The organism is Marinomonas transparens (assembly GCF_016463975.1).
Lineage (GTDB): Bacteria > Pseudomonadota > Gammaproteobacteria > Pseudomonadales > Marinomonadaceae > Marinomonas > Marinomonas transparens.
In genome coordinates this window covers 476,516-492,181 of sequence record NZ_JAEMNX010000001.1, presented here as the reverse complement: position 1 = coordinate 492,181, position 15,666 = coordinate 476,516, and the positions used below count along the sequence as shown (strand labels likewise).

The window sequence follows — 15,666 nt, the reverse complement described above, 5'->3', positions numbered from 1 at the left end:
TTATATGGAAATCGAATTAACGGAAATTCTCGAAGCTCTTTGCCAACATGCGCCCTTCAACGAGATTGCAGATGACCCTCAATTAGAAAATATGGTTGGAGAGACGGAAGTCCAGTACCTACGTGCTGGAGAATGGGTTATTGCTCCAAACACCCTCAATAACACCTTATTTTTTATTCGTAGTGGCGCGATTGAAGTATTGAACAAAGAAGAAAAACTGGTTCGTCGTATGAATGAAGGCGAATTATTTGGCTACGCTTCCCTATTACGTGGCGGAAAATCGGCTCAATCCATGCGTACCATAGAAGACAGCCTGTTATATCGCATTCCAGCCCGTTGGTTTCGTCAGTTATACGAAGAAAATGATAACTTTTCAGACTTTTTTGAGCTCACCCGCGAAGTACGTCTACGTGTCGCCATGGATTCACAAAGCTCAGATGTATCACTCATGACTTGCCCTGTGGTGAGCTTATTAAGACGACCTCCCATTAGCATCCATGCTGAAGCAAACATTCGCATGGCGGCACAAATCATGACAGAGAAGCGTGTATCTAGTCTGCTTATTACAGAAAACGATGAACTAGTAGGCATACTCACCGACCGAGACCTACGTACGCGCGCAGTAGCCAAAGGACTCGCTTATGACACACCAGTAGCCAATATCATGACCAATAACCCGCTCGTAATGGACAGTGGCGATTATGCTTCTGAGGCGGTGTTAAAAATGATGGCAAGAAACATCCACCACATTCCGATTATCAAAAACAACCGTCCTATCGGTGTCATCAGTACCGGAGACATTGTTCAAAAAGAAAGTCATGGTAGCGTTTATTTAATCAGCGACATCTTCAAGCAAACCAGTCTTGAAGGGTTGCAAGCCATCAGCGAAAAAATGACCCACACCTTCACCCAACTTGTGGTCGCGGATGCGAATACGCAAATGATAGGCAATGCCATGTCACATATAGGCACCGCCTTTGTGAAGCGTCTGCTGCAACTGGGTGAAGAAAAATTTGGCTCGGCTCCAGTGCCCTATTGCTTTATTGCTCTAGGTTCCCAAGCTCGAGAAGAGCAAACCATCAAAACCGATCAAGACAATGCACTGATTTTAAGCGATGTGTACGATGAAGAGCGACATGGAGAATATTTCAAAAACTTAAGCGACTGGGTATGCCAAAATCTCGATCAATGCGGCTATACGCTCTGTACTGGCGACATCATGGCATCAAACACTCGCTGGCGACAACCTCTCAAGATCTGGAAACAAAACTTCAGTGAGTGGATACAGAAACCTAAAGCGGAAGCCTTGCTACACCTTTCTATCTTCTTTGACCTACGTGGTATATACGGCGATAAAACACTGGCCGAGCAGCTAAATCAGCACATACGTCAAGACGCCCAACAGCACTCAGGCTTTTTGACCTTTATGGCACGCAACGCCAACCAAAGAAAACCGCCATTAGGCTTTTTCCGACAGTTCGTACTAGATGGTGAAGGAAAGCAATCACGAACCTTCAATTTAAAGGAAAGAGGCATCGCTCCTATCATCGACATTGTACGGGTCCATGCCCTCGCCTGTGGCAGTGATAAACTCAATACATTAGAACGCCTTGAAGACATAGAGGCCGCAGGCTTACTGCCCGATGGCCGTGCTAAAGACCTTGCACTGGCATTAGAAATGATTGGCATAGTACGGATTCGACATCAAAAAGATCAAATTGAAGCAGGAGAGGCTCCCAATAACCACGTCAATCCTGAACGTTTATCGTCTTTTGAGAAACGTCATCTAAGAGACGCTTTTCATATCGTCGCTCGACAACAGGAGTTTATAAAATTCCGCTATGCAGGGAAGCGCAGCTAGATGGAGAATTCCTTTTTGAGCACCAAAAGCCAACGCCCCCAAGACTGGCAAACGATGTTTGAAAAATGGGCGGAAGAGGCACCAAAAGGACCATTGAAAGATTATTATCTAGCAGGGATGATCTCTGAAAAAATACCATTACAAGACACGCCATTGCTGGCGTTAGATTTAGAAACAACGGGGTTAGATCCAAAGAAAGATGAAATCATTAGCCTAGGGTTAATCCCTTTTAATTCTCAAATCATTCGCTGCAATGGGGCCAAGTATTGGATGGCAAAACCTGAGCATTCGTTACACGCAGATTCTGTCACCATCCATGAGATCACTCACTCAGAATTAGCCAAAGCACCGCCGCTCAGCAGCATACTAGAAGGTGTGTTAAAAGCTCTGACCAAGCAAGTAGTCGTAGTACATTGCGTCGCAATTGAACGACAGTTTTTATTAGCAGCATCGATGGAGGTTTATGGTTACCCACTCTACTTCCCCGTTATCGATACTATGGGAATTGAGCGCCAAGTTCTCCATAAGCCTTGGTGGAAACGCTTCGGAAAACCACCATCATTGCGTTTAGATGCCAGCCGCCAGCGTTATCATTTGCCGCGTTACAAAGCTCATCACGCTTTAACCGATGCCCTGTCGTCAGCCGAACTACTACAGGCACAAATCGCTTATCACCTAGATCCTAAAGCCAGTATTTCCAACTATTGGATTTAATGACAATACCTTACTCTTAAATAAGCGAAGGACAGCTTTCTCGAATCACTAATTCTGTGTCTAACACCACATCTTTTGCTTCCTTAAGCCCAAGGAAAACCTCAGCGGCGACACGACCTTTTTCTACTGTCTGTTGATGCATAGTAGTAATGGAAGGATGGAAGTTTTCACTTTCAGATATACCATCAAAGCCTACTACCTGAAGATCTTCTGGAACACGCAACCCCATTTGTAACGCGGCTTGTACTGCGGCAATAGCGATAGCATCACTCATACACAAAAGTAATTGTGGGCGTTCTGCCATTCCTAATGCTTCGCGAGCAGCTTGATAAGCTAACTTATGGCTATTTACTGGAATATTCCAAATATGCTCAGAAGAAACCGACAAACCACTTTCTTTCAAAGCATCAAAATAGCCATGTAAACGCTGAATAGATATAGAAGCGGCCCGATCAAATAACTCATCGTCTCGAATTCGACATACACGATCTGTATCCAATAGACTCAAACCTAAAATAGCCACAGATTCTGGATTATGTTCCAAAGCATGGCGAGCAATAACATAGGCTCCATGATGGTTATCCACGTTAACCGACGTCGTACTCGGAATAAAGCTGTCAACAGTGATGATATTTTTATTTGGCATCAGCCAAGGAGCATTATTACATTGCTGAGGTTTATGACCATAAACAATAAAGCCATCTACCATGGAGGATTGCATACGGCTTTGTGCGTCTTGCTCAACTTCATCGGAAGACAACAGCAACATATTGTATTCATTCGCTTCAAATACTTCCGCCATGCCTTTTAAAAACTGGTTAGCAACCGGATCAGTCAAACTGTAGCTAAGGTCATCGGACAAGACGATTCCAACGATGCCCGTTCGGCCTGTGCGCAAGCTACGAGCAGCCGCATTCGGCCCAAAATAGCCCATTTTTTCACACTCGCTAAGAATATTTTCTCGCAAGCTAGCGGACAACTGATCTGGGCGATTAAAGGCATTAGAAATAGTTGCAGTAGAAACGTCTAAGCGTTCAGCAACATCTTTTAGTGTTAGTTTTTTTATATTTTTTCTCATACAAACACTCACAACATTCAAAGGTTCCAACAAGTACGAAAAAACAAACAAGCCGACTAACGCTTAACGTAAACCGGCTTGGTAGTACAAAATCCCAATAAATTAAGACAATCTCGCATAACAAGCTTGGTATGCAGGTAAAGTTAACGCTTGCCCTTCTAAATGGGACTCAAAACCATGGCCTTGTAACACTTCAGCAACATCACACTCCAATGTCGCACTTTGAGTTTGTGCCGTCATGTTAAGTACAACCAACATGCGCTTGCCTTGATACTCCCTCACTAACGTGATCAATTGTGGATTACCAACATCAAGTAAAGATAACTCGCCATTCACTAATTCAGGCTGTAATTGACGCCAATGGATAAGTTGACGCACCTTATGTAACAAGGCCTCTGGGTTCGCTTCTTGCTCCGCAACACTCAAGGGTAAATGGCGCGCATCAACCGGCAACCAAGGCTCTACTGTCGAAAACCCACCCTGTGCCGCGTTTTGCCACACCATAGGAGTACGGCAGCCATCACGGCCTTTAAAAACGGGCCATAAAGGAATGCCATAAGGGTCTTGAATGCGCTCAAAAGGCACTTCCGCTTCAGGTAAGCCAAGTTCTTCCCCTTGATACAAGCAAACGCTACCACGTAAAGACAAAATCAGCGCCATGGCAATTAATGGAAACGCGCTAGGATCTTCACTTTCGCCCCAACGGGTACTCGCGCGTACCACGTCATGATTCGACAAAGCCCAGCAAGGCCAGCCATCACCAACGATGTCATTCATATCCGCCAAGGTTTTGCGTATGTATTCCGGCGAATGAGGAGTATTCAAAAAATCGAAAGTATAAGCCATGTGTAACTTATTACCCCCCGAAGTATATTCCGCCATGCGCTGTAATGGAAAATCGTCACCCAATTCACCCACAGTTGTAGTGCCCGGGTATTCATCCATCATGGCACGCATGTCTTGCAAGAAACCTAAGTTTTCTGGACGACTCAAATCATACACATGGCGCTGATAGGTATACGGGTTATCATGGGGAGCCCCCATGGTTTTTGGCTCGCCTTCTGGCACAGGCGGATTATCTTCTAACCCTTCACTGTGGAAATAGAAGTTCACCGTGTCTAAACGGAAACCATCAACACCAAGCTCTAACCAAAAACGCATATTATCCAAATGCGCTTGACGCACCTCTGGATTATGGAAGTTCATATCTGGCTGAGACTCCAAGAAGTTGTGCAAATAATACTGCAAACGACGACTGTCCCATTTCCAAGCGCTTCCACCAAAGATAGATAACCAATTATTTGGTGGAGAACCATCAGGCTTAGGATCGGCCCACACATACCAGTCAGCTTTCGGATTTGTTTTGTCCTGACGACTTTCTTCAAACCAAGGGTGTACGTCAGCTGAATGGCTAATTACTTGGTCAATCATCACCTTAAGACCTAAATCATGGGAGCGATTTACCAAGGTTTTAAAATCAGCCAAGCTACCGAACATAGGGTCAATGTCGCAATAATCTGAAACATCGTACCCAAAGTCTTTCATTGGAGAAGTAAAGATAGGTGATAACCAAATAGCATCGACGCCTAGTGAAGCAACATAATCAAGCTTACTCGTAATACCCGCTAAATCACCTATGCCATCACCATCAGCATCCATAAAACTACGCGGATATATTTGATAAATTATCCCACCTTTCCACCAGTTCAGATTGGTTGTCATCAAGACTCTCCAAAAAAGATAAAACTAGGGGCAATGCCAAGCATTACCCCATTTAAAATTACGCTATAACCCAGATCTTCAAGCCTGTCTTAGCACGTTAGGCTTCACGCTTATAAGACTGCTCGTTCTCATCAAACAAATGCATTTTTTCAGGCCCTGCCGATAAGTGAACAATATCACCACGCTTAGTCGCTAATGTTCCTGCTTGCTTAGCAATCACCATATCTTCACAACCAGACACCTTCACATAAAGCAAAGTGGCTTCACCAAGAGATTCAACAAACGACACTTCACCAGACACAAAAGCTTCTTCTTTCGTGTCTACAACACCAACGTCTTCTGGACGGATCCCAAAAAAGGCCGCTTTAGATTGCTCACTAGACGCGGTGACAACAGGCGTTTGCACTGTCGACGTATCTGGTAAAGACACGGTGGTTTGATCTCCAGTTGCTTCCACCCGACAAGGAATAATGTTCATCGCGGGAGAACCAATAAACTTAGCAACGAAGACATTAGCAGGATGCTCATAGAGCTCGAGCGGTGAACCAACTTGCTCAATATTACCGCCAGACAATAAAACAATCCGATCCGCTAAAGTCATGGCTTCTACTTGATCATGAGTCACATAGATCATGGTCGAATCAGGCATGCTGTCTTTTAAATTGGCGATTTCCATACGAGTCGCGACACGTAGCGCCGCATCCAAGTTAGACAAAGGCTCATCAAACAAAAACACTTTAGGGCGACGCACAATCGCACGACCAATGGCAACACGCTGACGTTGACCACCAGATAACGCCTTAGGTAGACGATCCAAATAAGGCGTCAATTGCAGCATATCTGCCGCCTTACGCACTTGCTTATCGACGTCGTCTTTCTTCACCTTGGCAATTTGTAAGCTGAACGCCATGTTGTCGTATACCGTCATGTGTGGGTACAAAGCGTAGCTCTGGAACACCATAGCAATACCACGCAATGCAGGAGGAATGTCATTAACAACTTCCCCATCAATTTCAAGCGTACCAGCAGAGATTTCTTCAAGACCAGAAATCATCCGCAACAGGGTAGACTTACCACAGCCTGATGGCCCAACAAACACGATAAATTCGCCCTGTTTAATGTCTAAATTGATGTCTTTTAATACTTCTACATTATTGGAATAGATTTTTTTAACATGGGTTAATTTTACATCTGCCATGACTACACTTCCTCAATCTGAGTTCGTACCTTGGGTGGGGAGCAAAGCTCGACCCACCCACTTAGGTGTAAGGTTTATTTCACTGAGCCAGCCAGCAAGCCACGTACTAAATAACGCTGCAAGCCAAAGAAGACACAAACAGGGATAATGATGGTGATAAACGCCGAAGCTGTTAGAATTTCCCAGTTACCACCACGAGACCCTAATAGTTCACGCAATTGCCCTGTCAGCACCAAATGCTCCGCATCATTGCCAAGAAAGACCATGGCAATCAACAAATCATTCCAAACCCAAAGGAACTGGAAGATGGCAAAGGACGCCAAAGCTGGGAAAGACAGAGGTAAAACGATTTTGCGGAAAATATCAAAATCGGATGCGCCATCAACACGAGCCGACTCAATAATTTCACTTGGTAAGCCTGCTATATAGTTACGTAGTAAATAAATCGCCAATGGCAAACCAAACCCCGTATGCGCCAGCCAAATCCCCACATAGGTTTTCGACCCGACACCAAAGAACTCACCAATCAGATTATAACTTTTCAGCAAGGGAATCAGTGACATTTGCAAAGGTACAACCAACAAACCAACCACCGCAGCTAACAATAACGCACGCCCGGGAAAGCTCATCCAAGCAAGAGCATAGGCGGCAAACGCCGCCACCAAAATGGGAATAATGGTCGCTGGAATGGTCACTGTCAGTGAATTAATAAACGACTGCCCTAGCCCTTCCGCACTTAATACTTCACGATAGTTATCTAAAGTAAAGCGTGGCGGTGTTTCGGCCGTATAAAAAATACGACTGCTACGAGAACCTTTCCACTCCGTTGGTGAGGCAAAGGTATAATCCCCATTTTTCATGACCTGCAAAGTTTGGCCGCGCTTCAATTCAACCTTTGTACCGACATCAAAAGCATCAGGTTTTAAAGAACTAGAACCAAACTTAGTCACTTCACCGGGAGCACCGTCAAAGATATTGCCCTGAATGAGATACAAGCCACCTTCTAGAGTTTGAGTGGAAGGGTCATTAGCCCGAGTGACAAGCTGCTGCGTAGACGTAGATAAGGCTGTCCACCAGCCAGAAACAGACAGTTGATCTTTATCTCGAATAGACGAAATGAATAAACCCGCCGTCGGAATCGTCCACATAATCACGAGGAAAAGAACGGTCGCATGAACCAAATAGGTTAACGGGGTACGTTTTGATGATGTGATCATATTAACGACCCTCCATTTCTGCATTGGCACGTTTGATATTCCAAACCATAATAGGGATCACCAATACCATGATAACAATCGCGACTACTGCACCACGACCAAAGTCACCGCCACCACGGAACATCCAGTCAAACATTTGATTCGCCAACACCTGTGTTCCCCATTGGCCATTCGTCATCGCCAATACAATATCGAATACCTTGAGCACCAGAATCGTAATGGTGGTCCAAACAACGGCAATGGTTCCCCAAATTTGTGGCACCATGATTTTGAAAAATATTTGCACGCCGCTAGCGCCATCTAATACCGCCGCTTCGATGGTTTCATCAGGAATACCACGTAATGCTGCAGATAAAATCACCATGGCAAACCCCGTTTGAATCCACACCAAGATGATCATTAAAAAGAAATTATTCCAGAAAGGAATGGCAATCCAAGTTTGCGGCTCACCACCAAAGAAAACCACTAACGCATTCAACAAACCAATTTGGTCATCGCCGCCACTGCGATAATCATAAATGAACTTCCAAATAACCGAAGCACCGACAAAAGAAATCGCCATCGGCATAAAAATAAGGCTTTTTGCAATATTGCCCCACCAAATACGATCCGTCATGGTCGCAATAATGAGACCAAAAAAGGTCGCCGCTGTAGGAACAAAAACCAGCCATAGCATGTTATTACGGAAAGATTCAAAAAATTCATCACTGTGAAATAACCAAATATAATTGGAAAGACCAACAAACTCTTCACCCGAACGGCCAAAAAAGGACAAGCGAATAGAATCAATCACAGGATAAAACAAATAAAAGGTAAGTAGTAAAACCGCAGGCCCTAGAAATAACCATGGGCGAACCATATTGGCAATTCGCAAATTATGAGCAACGGTTTGTGCATTGCCTTTTTTTGTCGGGAAGATTTTGTCCAAGAGTGCATTTGAACCGTAAAAATACGCGGCACACCCTAAAACACCTAGAATCATGGTCAATAACGCAGAAGCGAGCTGTCCCATAGAAACTCCAAAATACATCGAATAGAGAGATGACCCATAAAGCCATTTATTATTTAACAAATGCTAAAAAGCGCCCGAGCAAGGCAAGCCTGCTCAGGCGCTGTTTTTAAAAGATTACTTCAACGCATTCCAAGTTTTTTGAATATCCTCGGCAACCGTTTTTGCATCCTTACCACTGGTGTAATCAACCATGCCAGTCCAAAATGAACCTGCACCAATCTTACCAGGCATCAGATCCGAGCCATCAAAGCGGAAAGTCGTTGCATAACGCAAGATTTCGCCTTGTTTTCTAGCAGCATCACTAGAGTAAAGCTCCGGATTAGCACCTAAATGAGCGGATAAGAATCCCGTTTGCGCCATCCATAATTCATGGGCAATCGGTGAGCGAAGGAATTCAATAAATTCACGAGCGCCTTTAGAATCATTGGTAATACTGACTAATGTTCCCGCGCCTAATACTGGGTTACCCAAGTTTTTAGAAGCATAAGACGGGAAGTAGAAGAAATCAGCATCTAAACCAAGCGTGGTACCTTCAGGGAAAAATGCTGGAATGAAAGAGGCTTGACGATGCATGTAACATTTTGGCGGTGATTGAAACAAACCTTTGGGGCTGTCACGGAAATCGGTAGATGCTACCGCACCCGCACCACCATCAACATAGGCATCATTACGAGCAAACCAACCAAACTCTTTGATAGCATCAACAATACGTGGGTCATCAAATTTCACATCATTGGTGACCCAACCATCATAAACCGCCGCAGGTTGAGTACGAAGCAACATATCTTCTACCCAGTCTGTTGCGGGCCAACCAGTTGCAGCCCCTGAACCCAGACCGATGCACCAAGGCGTACCGCCATCAGCAACAATCTGCTTCGTAAGATCTTTTAGATCTTCCATCGTTTCAGGAACATCGTAACCAGCATCCAAGAAGTTATCTGGTGAATACCAAACCAAAGACTTCAAGTCGGCACGATAGAAAACACCGTATAGATTATCGTCACCTTTAGAATCTTTAAAGGTCGCTAGATCTACCCAAGACTGACCCGCAGCGTAGTCTTTCTTAACGCCTTCCTTAACCTTATTGCTCAGTGGCGTAAGAGCGCCTTTAGAGGCTAAATCCGCTGCCAGACCAGGTTGAGGAAAAATAGAGATGTTAGGGGCACTACCCGCTTGGGTATCAATCACAATTTGTTGTTCAAAAGAATCTGAGCCAGAGTAATTGACTTTCGCGCCAGTGGCTTTTTCAAAGTAAGCAATTACACGCTCAAAGTTGGCTTTCTCATCGCCCATCCAAGGGCCAAATGCAGAAACCGTTTCGCCAGATAAATCGACAGATTTAAGCGCATCATAGCTCGCCCAATTAAATCGAGAATCTTCACCTGGAGTAAACATAAGATCTGCTGCGTAAACAGCATTTGTAGAAAGTGTCACGGCAACAGCCATAGACAATAGGGACTTTTTCATCATCGCTCCTTATCGGCTAATACGGACATACCATACTGCCTTTGTTGTTATTATCATAAGTCGATACAGGGTAAAACACTTCTTCTATAAGGATTAAGAAGATATTCGATTATTAACAATCACCCTCCATGGTTCAAGGTTTCGCACCCCTTAATATTATCTTAATTCGTTTTTATTTATAGTAGGGGCTGAGACAAATGCGAATTAAAAAACGCACCATAAAAACGAATAAAAAACAGCGGGCGATAAATTTTCAACGGAAATTCAGCAAGTTAAAGGGTTAAATGTGGAACACAGACACACAAAATATACTATTTTCTTGCACTTTTCTCTTCTTTATTCGGCTCAAAAAAAAACGCAGCATAGCCGCGTTTTCTTGAGTAAGCACCTCTTCTCTTAACCGTTTAACTTAATAAAAGGCCAATTGACTCCTGATCAACGATCAACATTAAAAACTCGTTAAACGCGCTGTAGCCTCAGCAAAAGAAGGCAAGGAGGGATAAGCCCCAAGCTTAGTCACCGAATCAGCACCACATGCGGCGGCAAATTTCACGATATTCATAAGTTCATCTTGAGATAAAACAACCAATGATTCACGATCACCACCTTGTTCTGCCAATTGATACAATAAACCACCGACAAAGGCATCACCCGCTGCGGTAGTGTCTTTCACCTCCACTTTCGGCGTAATCACTTCACCTTGTCCATGGGTGCGAGTAAAGAAACGAATAGCATTACCGCCATCCGTTAAGACAAACAAAGCAACGCCAGCGGCAAGCGATTCCTCGATTAAAGCAAAAGGATCTGCTGATAATGCAGCTAACTCTTCTAAACTCGCCTTAACCACATCACCACTTTGCATCCAATCGATTACCCGTTGAGTATCCACCTGGCCATTAGGCCAAAGATTGGTTCTTAAGTTCACATCAATACTAACAATCCAATTAGCTTCGCGAGCCATACGGACACCCGCTAACGTCGCCTGTGTAATGGATTCATCCGTTAAAGTATTAGAGCAAGTGTGAAAAACGCCCTTGTTGTCTGCAAACCAAGCAGAGTCAAAATCGGCCTCTTTGAATAAGATGTCCGCTGAAGGGCTACGGTAAAACTCAAAACTGCGCTCGCCGGTATTATCTAAACTAACAAAAGCCAAGGCCGTTTTTGCTTCTTTGGTCATCAACATGCAGCTGGTATTAACACCATAACTGTCTAAAGAATCTTTTAGAAAGTAACCAAAAGCATCCTCACCCACTTGACCGACAAAGTGACTATTACCACCTAAACGCGCAACGGCAACGGCAACATTAGCAGGTGCACCACCGGGAAACTTAGTAAAAGATTCAAGTTCACCCGTTTGGGTAGCACCGTTAGAAAGAAAGTCGATTAAGGCTTCGCCAAATGCCATCACTTTTGTCGTCATTGTTTTATGCTCGTTTTTACAGAAAGATAAATTGAGAACTCTACCCTAATTGACTTGCCAATACATAGAGCAAAGGTTTCGAATAAAAAGGTTAAGTGAAAAATTATGCAGCGCAGATTCAATTAAATCAATTTAATTTATTTAATCTCTTTTTTCAGCCTCTACGGAGGTCATTGGTCGACCTATGACTTTCTTGTTAGACTGAGCTCAATCAAATACCTTTCATCGAGAATAACAATGACCAAAGCGAAATGTATCTATGTGGTAGACGATGACGATGACATCCGTACCCTACTCAAAACTTATTTAGAAAAACACCAGTTCACCGTGCTAACCGCGGACTCAGGAGAGGCCTTTCTAGAGAATTTCAAACCTGAACAAGACGTAGACTTGGTTATTTTAGACATTATGTTACCGGGGCAAGATGGTTTCTCTGTGTGCCGTGCGCTAAGAACACAATCTCAGGTACCTGTTATTATGCTGACCGCTAATTCAGATGAAATGGATAGAATTATCGGTTTAGAAATCGGTGCTGACGATTACCTCGCTAAGCCTTTTAACCCACGAGAACTACTTGCACGCATCAAAGCGATCTTGCGCCGCATGGAACACAGCGAAGTAGTGGAACCTCCAGCCCTAGCACAACGTCTTTATCATTTTGCCCAATTTACTCTAGACACCTTATCGCGCGAATTGCATTTTCAAGATCAAAAAGAATCCTTATCTGGAGCCGATTACAATTTACTCATGTTATTTTTGAGCAGACCAGGAGAAGTGCTCACCCGTGAGCATATTGCAGAAAACACCCGTGGTCGCGACAGCGCCCCTTTAGACCGCTTTATTGACGTGCACGTCAGTCGGCTAAGACAACGTTTACACGAAGATGCACGCCACCCTCAATTGATCAAAACGGTCCGAGGCCAAGGCTATATTTTAACCGCCAACGTAGAAACTGCGGATTATGCCCATTAACGCATTAACAAAAGGCTCTCGGCTCAAGCGCTGGTCGCAGTCTTTCACTGGGCAGATCCTAATTATTATGGCGTTGGGCGTCGCCAGTGCCCAGTTCATCAGCACCACCATTTGGTTGCGCCAATTAGAATCCGATACAGAACAAAATGTTCGCGAAGTATCTAAGCACATGGCATTTCGCATTGCCGCAACGGTGAGTTACTTCACGTCTTTACCGCAAAACTATCGTCATATCGTCATTGATCAGCTGCAAGAAATGGGCGGCACACGATTTTTTGTCACCCTAAATAAAGAAGAAATCACCATAAACGCCCTGCCCGACTCAGACTTAAAAGGCATAGTAAAAAACGAAGTCCAGTCCACACTTGCTAAACAGCTCGGCATCAAAAACGCCAAAATTCAATTTTCCAGCCCAAGCGACCTACATGTTATTAACAACCAAACACTGCTAATGGATTTGCCAGAACGATGGGGACACCACAGCTTACTGGTCAAACCACTCACACCACCTATTATCATTATTCAAATTCCAATTAATGATAAAGATTGGCTATACCTAGCTAGCCTGATGCCTGACCCTTACTTTCTCAATAACTCCTCAGCACTCACCGGAGATCGTTTATTTTCCATGGCGATGTCGGTCATCACCGTCTTGTTACTTAGCATTCTCATTCTAAGAAGGATCACTCGCCCACTCGCCACACTCGCCCGGGCGGCAGAACGCTTTGGTCAAGGGGACTCAAAGCCCATAAAAGAAGTTGGCAGTATGGAAGTCCGTAATACCGCCAAAGCCTTCAACGACATGCAAATGCGCATACAGAGGTATTTAAATGATAGGGAGCGGCTGTTTGCTTCCATTTCCCATGACCTAAAAACCCCCATTACCCGCCTGCGTCTACGGGCAGAAATGCTCGATGAAGATGATATTCGTGATGCCATGATCCGCGACCTTGAAGACCTCGACATGCTGGTAAAAGGCGCCCTACAGAGCGTCAAAGAAACAGACATTCACGAAAATCGCATTGATATCAATATAGTAAGAATGCTCAAAGACATGCAAAGTACAGCAAATTTACACAGTACGACCCTCTCGGTACAAGGAGAGCTAAGATACCCCTACTTCGGCAAACCTTTGGCAATCAAGCGTTGCCTCGGTAACCTAGTCGACAATGCTTTGTACTACGGAAAAAACGCTACCGTGTTTATCGAGGACGATGAAGATGCTCTTTCTATTCGTATCTGCGACCAAGGTCCGGGCATTCCAATCGATAAAATAGATAAGGTCTTTCAACCCTATACTCGCCTCACACCAGACCATTCCGGTCACCCCGGTGGCATGGGCTTAGGCCTGAGTATTGCCCGCAATATCGCTCGTGCCCATGGTGGTGAAGTCACCCTTAGCAACCTGCCAGAAGGTGGGTTAGAAGCGACCATTTGGCTGCCAAGACATTAGGAAAGCAAACTCGGCCTTTCTTAAAATCACAGCCCCCAAGACCAAACTGAAATAAGATAATGCAAGACTTTGTTACAATAGGTTGCTCTACTTTACCCCTTTATGTGACCGCCTTTGCTAAATTCACTGACTCGTAGATGAGCTTAAGCTGATTTTCAGAAGCTCAAACGAAGTAGATAACGCAATATCAAACACCTCAGGGTATTTGATATGACGAAATAACAATAACAAAGGTTACTATCATGAAAAAAATTGCTTTCGGTTTAACCACGGTTGCGCTTTCTCTAGCGGCAGCAACCAGCCACGCAGGTGAAGTTGAAGTTCTACATTGGTGGACATCAGGTGGCGAAGCCGCTTCAATCAACGTTCTTAAACAAGAAATGGAAGCAGAAGGCCACACCTGGAAAGACTTCGCCGTAGCCGGCGGTGGTGGTGAGTCTGCCATGACAGTTCTTAAATCTCGCGCCATTGCAGGCAACCCTCCTTCTTCTGCACAAATCAAAGGCCCAACCATTCAAGAATGGGGCGATCTTGGTTTCCTAACCAACCTTGACGATGTGGCTAAAGCTGGCGAATGGGACGTAATTCTTCCTGGTGTTGTTAGCGAAACCATGAAGTACGACGGTCATTATGTTGCTGCACCAGTTAACGTACATCGTGTCAACTGGATGTGGGCAAACCCTGAAGTGTTCCGTAAATCTGGCGCGGCTATCCCAACCACATGGGATCAATTCATTGTCGAAGCGAAAAAAATCAAAGCCGCTGGCTTCACACCACTTGCTCACGGCGGTCAAGCTTGGCAAGATGCAACACTTTTTGAAGCCATTGCTCTAGCGAAAGGCGCGCGTTTCTACAACAGTGCTTTCCTTGGCTTGTCTGATAAAACCCTTCGTAGCCAAGACATGATTGATGTTTTCACCACCTTCAAGCAAATGCGTGAATTCGTTGATGACGGTTTCTCTGGCCGCGATTGGAACATCGCTACGTCTATGGTCATCAATGGCAATGCAGCAATGCAAATCATGGGTGACTGGGCGAAAGGTGAATTTACAGCCGCAGGTAAAAAAGCCGGCGTCGACTATGTTTGTTACCCGGCACCAGGGACCAGCGGGGCATTTACTTTCAACATCGATTCTCTCGCCATGTTTAAAGTAGAAGGAAAAGAAAAACAAGCGGCACAGAAAGACCTTGCTCGTTTGATTCTTGAGCCGACGTTCCAAGAAACCTTTAACTTGAACAAAGGCTCTATTCCTGCTCGTTTGAATATGCCTCGTGACAAGTTTGACTCTTGCGCACACTCTTCCATGGATGCTTTCCTAGCCAGCTCAACCACAGGCAAACTTGTACCAAGTATGGCCCATGGTATGGCAGTCAACTCTATGGTTCAGGGCGCTATCGTTGATGTCGTAACCAACTTCTTTAATACGCCGTCTATGACGCCAAAAGAAGGTGTTGATAAGCTAGCGCGCGCTGTTAAAGCAAGCATGTAATAACAAGTCACCTTAACAAGACTTGTGTAAAACACAGAGACTGGCTCAGTAGCCAGTCTCTT

At 44.6% G+C, this 15,666-nt stretch carries 12 protein-coding genes; 5 read left to right on the top strand and 7 right to left on the bottom strand.

The features are described from left to right. Nucleotides 1-4 precede the first annotated feature (4 nt). Nucleotides 5-1,861 carry a DUF294 nucleotidyltransferase-like domain-containing protein gene (locus tag I8J31_RS02205; RefSeq protein ID WP_199466559.1) on the top strand — a complete coding sequence of 619 codons (1,857 nt, stop codon included), beginning with the start codon at nucleotides 5-7 and terminating at the stop codon, nucleotides 1,859-1,861. 15 nt (nucleotides 1,862-1,876) lie between these two features. Further along, nucleotides 1,877-2,575: a 3'-5' exonuclease gene (locus tag I8J31_RS02200; protein ID WP_233402531.1), complete on the top strand. Its 699-nt coding sequence runs from the start codon at nucleotides 1,877-1,879 to the stop codon at nucleotides 2,573-2,575. A gap of 16 nt (nucleotides 2,576-2,591) precedes the next feature. Here the strand turns inward: I8J31_RS02200 and I8J31_RS02195 are convergent, their stop codons facing one another. From I8J31_RS02195 to I8J31_RS02165, 7 genes are all read right to left on the bottom strand, one after another. After that, complete coding sequence (locus I8J31_RS02195) at nucleotides 2,592-3,653, bottom strand: LacI family DNA-binding transcriptional regulator (RefSeq protein WP_199466557.1); 1,062 nt, start codon at nucleotides 3,651-3,653, stop codon at nucleotides 2,592-2,594. Nucleotides 3,654-3,755: 102 nt separating this feature from the next. Beyond that, nucleotides 3,756-5,375, bottom strand: a complete 1,620-nt coding sequence (locus I8J31_RS02190) for an alpha-glucosidase family protein (protein WP_199466555.1) — start codon at nucleotides 5,373-5,375, stop codon at nucleotides 3,756-3,758. A 97-nt stretch (nucleotides 5,376-5,472) separates the two neighbouring features. Then, a complete protein-coding gene (locus tag I8J31_RS02185) occupies nucleotides 5,473-6,573 on the bottom strand; it encodes an ABC transporter ATP-binding protein (RefSeq protein ID WP_199466553.1) in 1,101 nt (366 codons plus the stop codon). Between the two features lie 74 nt (nucleotides 6,574-6,647). Further along, on the bottom strand, nucleotides 6,648-7,790 hold the full coding sequence (locus I8J31_RS02180; RefSeq protein WP_199466551.1) for a carbohydrate ABC transporter permease: 1,143 nt from the start codon (nucleotides 7,788-7,790) through the stop codon (nucleotides 6,648-6,650). A gap of 1 nt (nucleotide 7,791) precedes the next feature. Further along, the gene (locus I8J31_RS02175) at nucleotides 7,792-8,802 is read right to left on the bottom strand and encodes a carbohydrate ABC transporter permease (protein WP_199466549.1); all 1,011 of its coding nucleotides are present in this window, start codon (nucleotides 8,800-8,802) and stop codon (nucleotides 7,792-7,794) included. Nucleotides 8,803-8,916: 114 nt separating this feature from the next. Beyond that, the gene (locus tag I8J31_RS02170) at nucleotides 8,917-10,269 is read right to left on the bottom strand and encodes an ABC transporter substrate-binding protein (RefSeq protein ID WP_199466547.1); all 1,353 of its coding nucleotides are present in this window, start codon (nucleotides 10,267-10,269) and stop codon (nucleotides 8,917-8,919) included. A gap of 448 nt (nucleotides 10,270-10,717) precedes the next feature. Beyond that, nucleotides 10,718-11,689: a carbohydrate kinase family protein gene (locus I8J31_RS02165; RefSeq protein ID WP_199466546.1), complete on the bottom strand. Its 972-nt coding sequence runs from the start codon at nucleotides 11,687-11,689 to the stop codon at nucleotides 10,718-10,720. 237 nt (nucleotides 11,690-11,926) lie between these two features. On the opposite strand from I8J31_RS02165, the gene I8J31_RS02160 reads away from it, so the two are divergent. The 3 genes from I8J31_RS02160 to I8J31_RS02150 all read left to right on the top strand — a co-directional run bounded on the left by I8J31_RS02160 (nucleotide 11,927) and on the right by I8J31_RS02150 (nucleotide 15,604). After that, on the top strand, nucleotides 11,927-12,661 hold the full coding sequence (locus tag I8J31_RS02160; protein WP_199466544.1) for a response regulator: 735 nt from the start codon (nucleotides 11,927-11,929) through the stop codon (nucleotides 12,659-12,661). Then, nucleotides 12,651-14,114 carry an ATP-binding protein gene (locus I8J31_RS02155; RefSeq protein WP_199466542.1) on the top strand — a complete coding sequence of 488 codons (1,464 nt, stop codon included), beginning with the start codon at nucleotides 12,651-12,653 and terminating at the stop codon, nucleotides 14,112-14,114. Before I8J31_RS02160 ends, I8J31_RS02155 begins: the two co-directional genes overlap by 11 nt. 242 nt (nucleotides 14,115-14,356) lie before the next feature. Next, nucleotides 14,357-15,604, top strand: a complete 1,248-nt coding sequence (locus I8J31_RS02150; RefSeq protein ID WP_199466541.1) for an ABC transporter substrate-binding protein — start codon at nucleotides 14,357-14,359, stop codon at nucleotides 15,602-15,604. Nucleotides 15,605-15,666: the final 62 nt, after the last annotated feature.

Coding starts and splice junctions, on each gene's coding strand:
- I8J31_RS02165 (WP_199466546.1), bottom strand. CDS start 11,689: ATGACGACAAAAGTGATGGCATTTGGCGAAGCCTTAATCGACTTTCTT.
- I8J31_RS02160 (WP_199466544.1), top strand. CDS start 11,927: ATGACCAAAGCGAAATGTATCTATGTGGTAGACGATGACGATGACATC.
- I8J31_RS02190 (WP_199466555.1), bottom strand. CDS start 5,375: ATGACAACCAATCTGAACTGGTGGAAAGGTGGGATAATTTATCAAATA.
- I8J31_RS02175 (WP_199466549.1), bottom strand. CDS start 8,802: ATGGGACAGCTCGCTTCTGCGTTATTGACCATGATTCTAGGTGTTTTA.
- I8J31_RS02195 (WP_199466557.1), bottom strand. CDS start 3,653: ATGAGAAAAAATATAAAAAAACTAACACTAAAAGATGTTGCTGAACGC.
- I8J31_RS02185 (WP_199466553.1), bottom strand. CDS start 6,573: ATGGCAGATGTAAAATTAACCCATGTTAAAAAAATCTATTCCAATAAT.
- I8J31_RS02155 (WP_199466542.1), top strand. CDS start 12,651: ATGCCCATTAACGCATTAACAAAAGGCTCTCGGCTCAAGCGCTGGTCG.
- I8J31_RS02150 (WP_199466541.1), top strand. CDS start 14,357: ATGAAAAAAATTGCTTTCGGTTTAACCACGGTTGCGCTTTCTCTAGCG.
- I8J31_RS02205 (WP_199466559.1), top strand. CDS start 5: ATGGAAATCGAATTAACGGAAATTCTCGAAGCTCTTTGCCAACATGCG.
- I8J31_RS02180 (WP_199466551.1), bottom strand. CDS start 7,790: ATGATCACATCATCAAAACGTACCCCGTTAACCTATTTGGTTCATGCG.
- I8J31_RS02170 (WP_199466547.1), bottom strand. CDS start 10,269: ATGAAAAAGTCCCTATTGTCTATGGCTGTTGCCGTGACACTTTCTACA.